This is a genomic window from Deltaproteobacteria bacterium (genome assembly GCA_013151235.1).
GTDB lineage: Bacteria > CG2-30-53-67 > CG2-30-53-67 > CG2-30-53-67 > CG2-30-53-67 > JAADIO01.
Genome location: JAADIO010000052.1, coordinates 25,754 through 31,753 on the forward strand (window position 1 = coordinate 25,754; position 6,000 = coordinate 31,753).

General features: G+C 56.3%; 8 protein-coding genes and 1 tRNA gene. 7 read left to right on the top strand and 2 right to left on the bottom strand.

The window, feature by feature from the left end; genetic code table 11:
• Positions 1–108: 108 nt before the first annotated feature.
• From GXP58_09965 to GXP58_09990, 6 genes are all read left to right on the top strand, one after another.
• Positions 109–423: a hypothetical protein gene (locus GXP58_09965; GenBank protein ID NOY53926.1), complete on the top strand. Its 315-nt coding sequence runs from the start codon at positions 109–111 to the stop codon at positions 421–423.
• A 1-nt stretch (position 424) separates the two neighbouring features.
• On the top strand, positions 425–826 hold the full coding sequence (locus GXP58_09970) for a YbgC/FadM family acyl-CoA thioesterase (GenBank protein NOY53927.1): 402 nt from the start codon (positions 425–427) through the stop codon (positions 824–826).
• Between the two features lie 54 nt (positions 827–880).
• The gene (locus GXP58_09975) at positions 881–2,641 is read left to right on the top strand and encodes an adenosylcobalamin-dependent ribonucleoside-diphosphate reductase (protein ID NOY53928.1); all 1,761 of its coding nucleotides are present in this window, start codon (positions 881–883) and stop codon (positions 2,639–2,641) included.
• 87 nt (positions 2,642–2,728) lie between these two features.
• On the top strand, positions 2,729–3,244 hold the full coding sequence (locus tag GXP58_09980; GenBank protein ID NOY53929.1) for a ferritin family protein: 516 nt from the start codon (positions 2,729–2,731) through the stop codon (positions 3,242–3,244).
• 1 nt (position 3,245) lies between these two features.
• Positions 3,246–3,743, top strand: a complete 498-nt coding sequence (locus GXP58_09985; protein NOY53930.1) for an NUDIX domain-containing protein — start codon at positions 3,246–3,248, stop codon at positions 3,741–3,743.
• A 227-nt stretch (positions 3,744–3,970) separates the two neighbouring features.
• Positions 3,971–4,068: transfer RNA gene (locus tag GXP58_09990), tRNA-Sec, on the top strand.
• 128 nt (positions 4,069–4,196) lie between these two features.
• Here the strand turns inward: GXP58_09990 and GXP58_09995 are convergent.
• Together GXP58_09995 and GXP58_10000 are read right to left on the bottom strand one after the other, a co-directional pair.
• The gene (locus GXP58_09995) at positions 4,197–5,153 is read right to left on the bottom strand and encodes a chaperonin GroEL (GenBank protein ID NOY53931.1); all 957 of its coding nucleotides are present in this window, start codon (positions 5,151–5,153) and stop codon (positions 4,197–4,199) included.
• 112 nt (positions 5,154–5,265) lie between these two features.
• The gene (locus GXP58_10000; GenBank protein NOY53932.1) at positions 5,266–5,574 is read right to left on the bottom strand and encodes a co-chaperone GroES; all 309 of its coding nucleotides are present in this window, start codon (positions 5,572–5,574) and stop codon (positions 5,266–5,268) included.
• 158 nt (positions 5,575–5,732) lie between these two features.
• On the opposite strand from GXP58_10000, the gene GXP58_10005 reads away from it, so the two are divergent.
• The coding region (locus GXP58_10005; protein ID NOY53933.1) for a type II secretion system protein at positions 5,733–6,000 on the top strand (268 nt) is incomplete at its 3' end.

Sequence of the window (6,000 nt, forward strand, 5' to 3'; positions counted from 1 at the left end):
AGGAGGCCGGCGATGAGGAAGGCTCAAATCAAACAGAACACGAACCGGCCCGGGACCATCCGGGCGGAACTTGCAACATCCCCCCGATCGTGGTAACTCTATGCAGCGATGAAAGATCTCTGTGCCCGCTGCACCATCTGCTGTTATTACAAGAAACTGCGCGACGACGGGACGGTGGTATATACCGACCGGCCCTGCGAGTATCTCGATCTCGACTCCGGCCTCTGCATCATCTATGAGAACCGGACGAAGATGAAGGAGGACTGCGTCCGGATCACACGGCGTGTTATCGGGATGGGGGCGCTTCCGTCGGGGTGTCCCTATGTCGCCCGGGAAAAAAACTACCGGGGACCGAAGCTGACGAAACGGCTGCGGAAGATGGCCGAGGCGGCCTTCGGTGATCCGGCGAAGAAAGGAAGATGAGATGTACAGGGTCCGGATCTATTATAAGGATACCGACATGGGCGGGGTCGTCTATTACGGCAACTACCTCCGTTTCTTCGAGGCGGCGAGGACGGAGTTCCTCCGGGACCTCGGCGCCGATCTCACCCGGTGGATGAAAGAGGGGATCACTTTCGTCGTGGTCCGGGCCGAGGTTGATTACCTCGCATCGGCTCGATACGATGATCTTCTTGCCGTCGAGACCACCTGCGCTGCTCTTTCGGGGGCGCGCTTCGACCTTTCCTACCGGGTGGTCCGGGAGGGGGACGGGCGGCTCATGGTCACCGGCATGACGAGAATGGCGGCGGTCGGCAGGACCGGCCGTCCCGTCCGGATCCCGGAGGAGGTGCGGAAGGCGCTGGAGGAGGCGATGGGGGATCGTTAAAGGAGACGGGAAACGGCAAAGGCAAATAACCCTTTACCGCAGAGGCGATCAATAATGAAAGGTCTCTCGGAAAATGCGCGTCTGGTTCTTGAACAGCGTTATCTCAGGAGAAACGCCGAAGGAAAGGTGACGGAGACCCCGGAGGAGATGTTCGCCCGGGTGGCCCGGCACGTGGCGGCGGCGGAGGCGGGATACCGCCGGGGCCCTTCCCCCGCGGAGATGGAGGAGCGGTTCTTCGAGGTGATGACCGGTCTCGACTTCCTCCCGAACTCACCGGCGCTGATGAATGCGGGGACCCGGCTGGGGCAGCTCTCCGCATGTTTCGTCCTCCCCGTGGAGGATTCGATCCGGGGGATCTTCCGGGCCGTATCCGAGATGGCGCTGATCCATCAGTCCGGCGGGGGGACCGGATTTTCCTTCTCCCGGCTCCGGCCGGAGGGGGACGTGGTTAGATCCACCGGGGGCGTGGCCTCCGGGCCGGTCTCCTTCATGCAGGTATTCGACCGGGCGACGGAGGTGGTGAAACAGGGGGGGCGCAGGCGCGGGGCGAACATGGGGATCCTGCGAGTCGATCACCCCGACATCCTCCGCTTCGTGGAGGCCAAGGGCGACCCCTCCATCCTCACGAATTTCAACCTTTCCGTGGCGGTGACGGACAGGTTCATGAAGGCGGCGCAGAGGGGCGGGGAGATCCCTCTCGTCAATCCCCGTACCGGCAAGGAGTGCGGCCGGGCCGATGCCGCGTCCCTCTTTGATGCGGTCACCGGCCAGGCCGCGCTGACCGGCGATCCGGGCATCCTCTTCATAGACGAGATCAACCGGAGAAACCCCCTTGCCGCGCTGGGACCCCTGGAGGCGACCAACCCCTGCGGCGAACTCCCCCTCTATCCCTACGAGAGCTGCATCTTGGGTTCAATCAACCTTTCCCGCATGGTCCGGGGCGGGCGGGTAGATTACAAAAAACTCCGCCATGTGATCGAAGTCGGCGTCCGGTTCCTCGACAATATCATCGACCTGAACCGCTACCCGATCCCGAAGATCAGGAAGGCGACCCTGGCCAACCGGAAGATCGGTCTCGGCGTGATGGGGTTTGCCGACATGCTGATTCAGCTCGGGTTCCCCTATGATTCGGCTGAGGCGCTCCGGCTGGCGGGCCGCCTCATGGGTTTTGTCACCTCCGAGGCCCGCCGTGTGTCGGCCGGACTCGCCCGTGAGCGGGGTCCCTTTCCGAACTATCCCGTGAGCGTATACCCGAAGCGGGGGCTTCCCGAACTCCGGAACGCCACGGTGACGACCGTCGCCCCTGCCGGCACGACCGGGATCATCGCCGGGACGACGGGGGGCATCGAGCCGCTCTTCGCCGTCGCCTTCTGCCGCCGTCTCCCCGGCGGGAGAAGCCTGGCCGAGGTGAACCCCCTTTTCGAGCGTGCGGCGTCGGGGAGGCGGTTTCTGACCTCCATGATCCGGGAAGAGATCCTGCGCCGGGGAAGCATACAGGGTATTCGCGGGATCCCTGCGGAGGTCCGCCGTCTCTTCCGGACCGCCTTTGATATCGCCCCGGAGGATCATCTCCGTATCCAGGCCGCCTTCCAGAGACATACGGACAACGCCGTCTCCAAGACGGTCAACCTGCCGGAGGATGCCCCGCCGGAAGATGTGCGGAAGATCTATATAATGGCCCATGCCCTGAAGTGCAAGGGGGTGACCGTTTACCGCTGCGGGAGCCGGGAGGGTCAGGTACTCAGCCTGCCGGAGGCTGGAGGGATCCCGTCAGGACCGGAATGCGGCGGTGCCTGCCGCCTCTGCGGGGGCTGAACCCAGCTGTCCTTTTCGCTTGCCCCCCTTTTGCCATTTCTGATAGAATCTCTCCGCTTGTTCCATCATCGAAAGGGGTTGGTCCTTATGAAAAAAAATCTTACGAACTTTTTTGAAGGCAAGTCCTTCAATGCCGACGAGGCCGGGAAGATCGCCGTCGCCCTGGAACGCCACGGATTCCGCTTTTATAACGACATGAAGGATCGTGTCCGGAATGAAAAGATCCGTCCCGTATTTGCGCAGATGGCGGCGGAGGAGCAGAAGCATATTGCCGACATCGAGGCGCTGCTCGACGGTCCCGGCTCCGAATGGTACCTCGACCCGGCCGCCGAGGAGATGGTGCAGCGCTATTTCGAGGACTATCTTGAAGGGAAGCTCTTTCCCGCCGGGAGTGACGCGGAATCGGTAGTGATGAAACTCGAAAACGAGATCGCCGCCGTGCGGCTGGCGCTCAACTTCGAGAAGGATGCCGTCGCCTTCTACTCTGATCTGGCCCGTCTGGCCGACGATGAGGAGACGAAGAAGGCCTTCAGCCTGCTCAGGGAGGTTGAAGAGGGCCATGTCCTGACCCTTTCGGGTCTCCTGGAACTGCTGGAGGGATGAGATGCCGGAGATGCTCGAAATCGTGGACGGCAGGGACCGGGTGATCGGGATCGCCCCGCGGTCGGAATGTCACGGCAACCCTGCCCTGGTCCACCGCGTGGTCCATGTGCTTGTGGTGAACGGACGGGGAGAGATCCTCCTGCAGAAACGGGCGCCCGACAAGGATATCCAGCCGGGGAAATGGGATACCTCCGTTGGGGGGCACCTCGATCCGGGAGAGGACTACGACACGGCGGCCGTCAGGGAGATGAAAGAGGAACTCGGGATTGCAGGGGCCGTCCTGAGACGTCTCTACAGTTACCCGCTGCGGAACGAGGTTGAGTCGGAAAACGTCACGACCTACCTCTGCCGTTACGACGGAGCGATAGACTTCGATCCAGGGGAGATCACCGAGGTACGCTTCTGGAGCCGGGAGGATATCGAACCGAAGCTCGGCTCGGGGATCTTCACGCCGAACTTTGAAGAGGAATTCCGTTATTTCAAAAATGTTCAATCCTGATGGTGTCGTAAAAAGTTCTTTTCCGGATTCCGTTCATGCTTCGGCAAGCTTCCGGGCATGATGAGCTTGCCGAACCACACGAACGGAATATCAACGTCTTACACCGTTCGCCCTGAGCGTGCCGAAGGGCCTGTCCTGAGCGTGCCGAAGGGCCTGTCCTGAGCGTGCCGAAGGGCCGAACGGACTTTTTACGATTTCATCAATTTTTGATTGAACATTTTTGAAATGGGAGAGGATTCGGTGCTGGTGTCCGGCCCGGACTTCAAATCCGGTGGGGCGGCTTAACACCCCGCCTGGTGGGTTCGATTCCCGCCCTCTCCCGCCATTTATTTAATACAGCAATCAGTCGTTAGCAACCAGCATTCAGCGGATCTGCGGAAGTCACACCAAGCGTTTTCTCGAGAAGAATTTGAAGAGGGTCCCTGTTCGGTCAGTTCCTTGGTTGAGGTCATTCTACAGGAAGGTATTGCGGCGTGAAGCAGGAACGCTTGGCCTTGGTCCAATATCGCCTGGAACAGGCGGAGGAATCTTTGTCATCTTTGGAGAACGAAAAGTAATCAATCGGTTTTCTTTTTCCGCCCTATCCCCATACCCCGGCGCCTTAATCGCAAGGACATTGAATGTCCCGCGAAGCTTATTGACGACAAAAGTCGCCAACGCCTCCCCCTCAACATCATCCGCGATAATAACAAGCTCTTTTTTCCCCGACTGCGCAAGCTTTTCAAGAAGAGGCAAGATATCATTCATAGCTGAAATCTTACCGTCGGTTACAAGTATCGGCGCGTCATTATAAACAGCCTCCATTCTTTCCGCATTCGTAACCATATACGGCGACACATACCCTTTATCAAACTCCATCCCCTCAACAATCTCAGACTCAATCCCGAACGACTGCGACTCCTCAACCGTAACCACGCCGTCCTTGCCGACTTTTTCAATAGTCTCGGCGATAATCTTCCCCATCTCCTCGGACTCCGCCGAAATTGACGCAACCTGTTTTATCTCATCGCCTTTTATTTCTTTTGACATACTTGCCAGAGCTTCAACCACCTCGCTCGCCGCCTTTTCAATACCAAGCCGCACCCCCATCGCCGTCTGCTTCATCCCCTCATCAACAATAGCCTGCATAAGAACAACCGCCGTTGTCGTCCCGTCGCCGGCATTTTCATTCGTCTTGCTCGCAACCTCTTTTATTATTTCCGCCCCCATATTTTCAAACTTATCCGACAACGAAATATCTTTCGCAATAGAAACACCATCGTTTGTTATCGTCGGCGTTCCATACCCCTTATCAAGAACAACATTCCTGCCACGCGGCCCGATAGTAACCTTCACCGCGTCCGCGACCTTATCAACCCCGTTTTTTAAAGCCGCCCGCGCTTTTTCATCAAAAATAATTTGTTTAGACATAAAAATTTCAAAATTAAAAACTGATAAATTTACTTCAAGATGCAAGAGATGCAAAACAAACCCGCAATCCGCAACGAAATTTCGCTCCTCAAAGCATTTGAATCAAAAACCCCTACTTCATCACAGCCAGAATAGACGACTCCGAAATTATATAATACTCCTCCCCGTCAACCTTTATCTCATCCGGCCCGTATTTTGAAAAAATAACCGTATCCCCCACCTTCACCCTCATCGGCAAAACCTTTCCATCATCAGTTACTCTTCCTTCCCCCACGGCAACAACCTCCCCCTGCTCGGGTTTTTCCTTGCTCGCGGTATCCGGAATGATGATACCTGAAGCGGTCTTTTTGCCCTCATTTTCCGCCGAAGGTTTAACCAATATTCTGTCTCCAATCGGAGCAATTTTGTTCTTCGTGCTCATAGCTTTTTATTTTGAACGGCAAAATAAATTCACGCCGGAAAATATTCCGCAATCCAAAATTTTTATAAAAAATTAACTGATAATCTTGTAAATACAATAAAATTATACTCAAGCTGTAAAAGTTGTCAAACATTGCAGTTATGATATATTAAAAATGTATGAAAAGAAATATTTTACGATATTTTTCCCTCCCGAAATCAAACCACGGACTTGAAATTGAAATAAAAAAAGGCGCAGGCTTCACGCTCATAGAATTGCTCGTCGTCATCTCCATCATCAGCCTCCTCGCGAGCATCATCCTCTCCTCACTCAACAACGCCCGCGTCAAAGCGCGCGACGCATACAGAACCCGAACCGTGGAAGAATACAAAAAAGCGATCTATATGGCATACGACGAAAACGGGAAATACCCGGACCCGGGCTCAG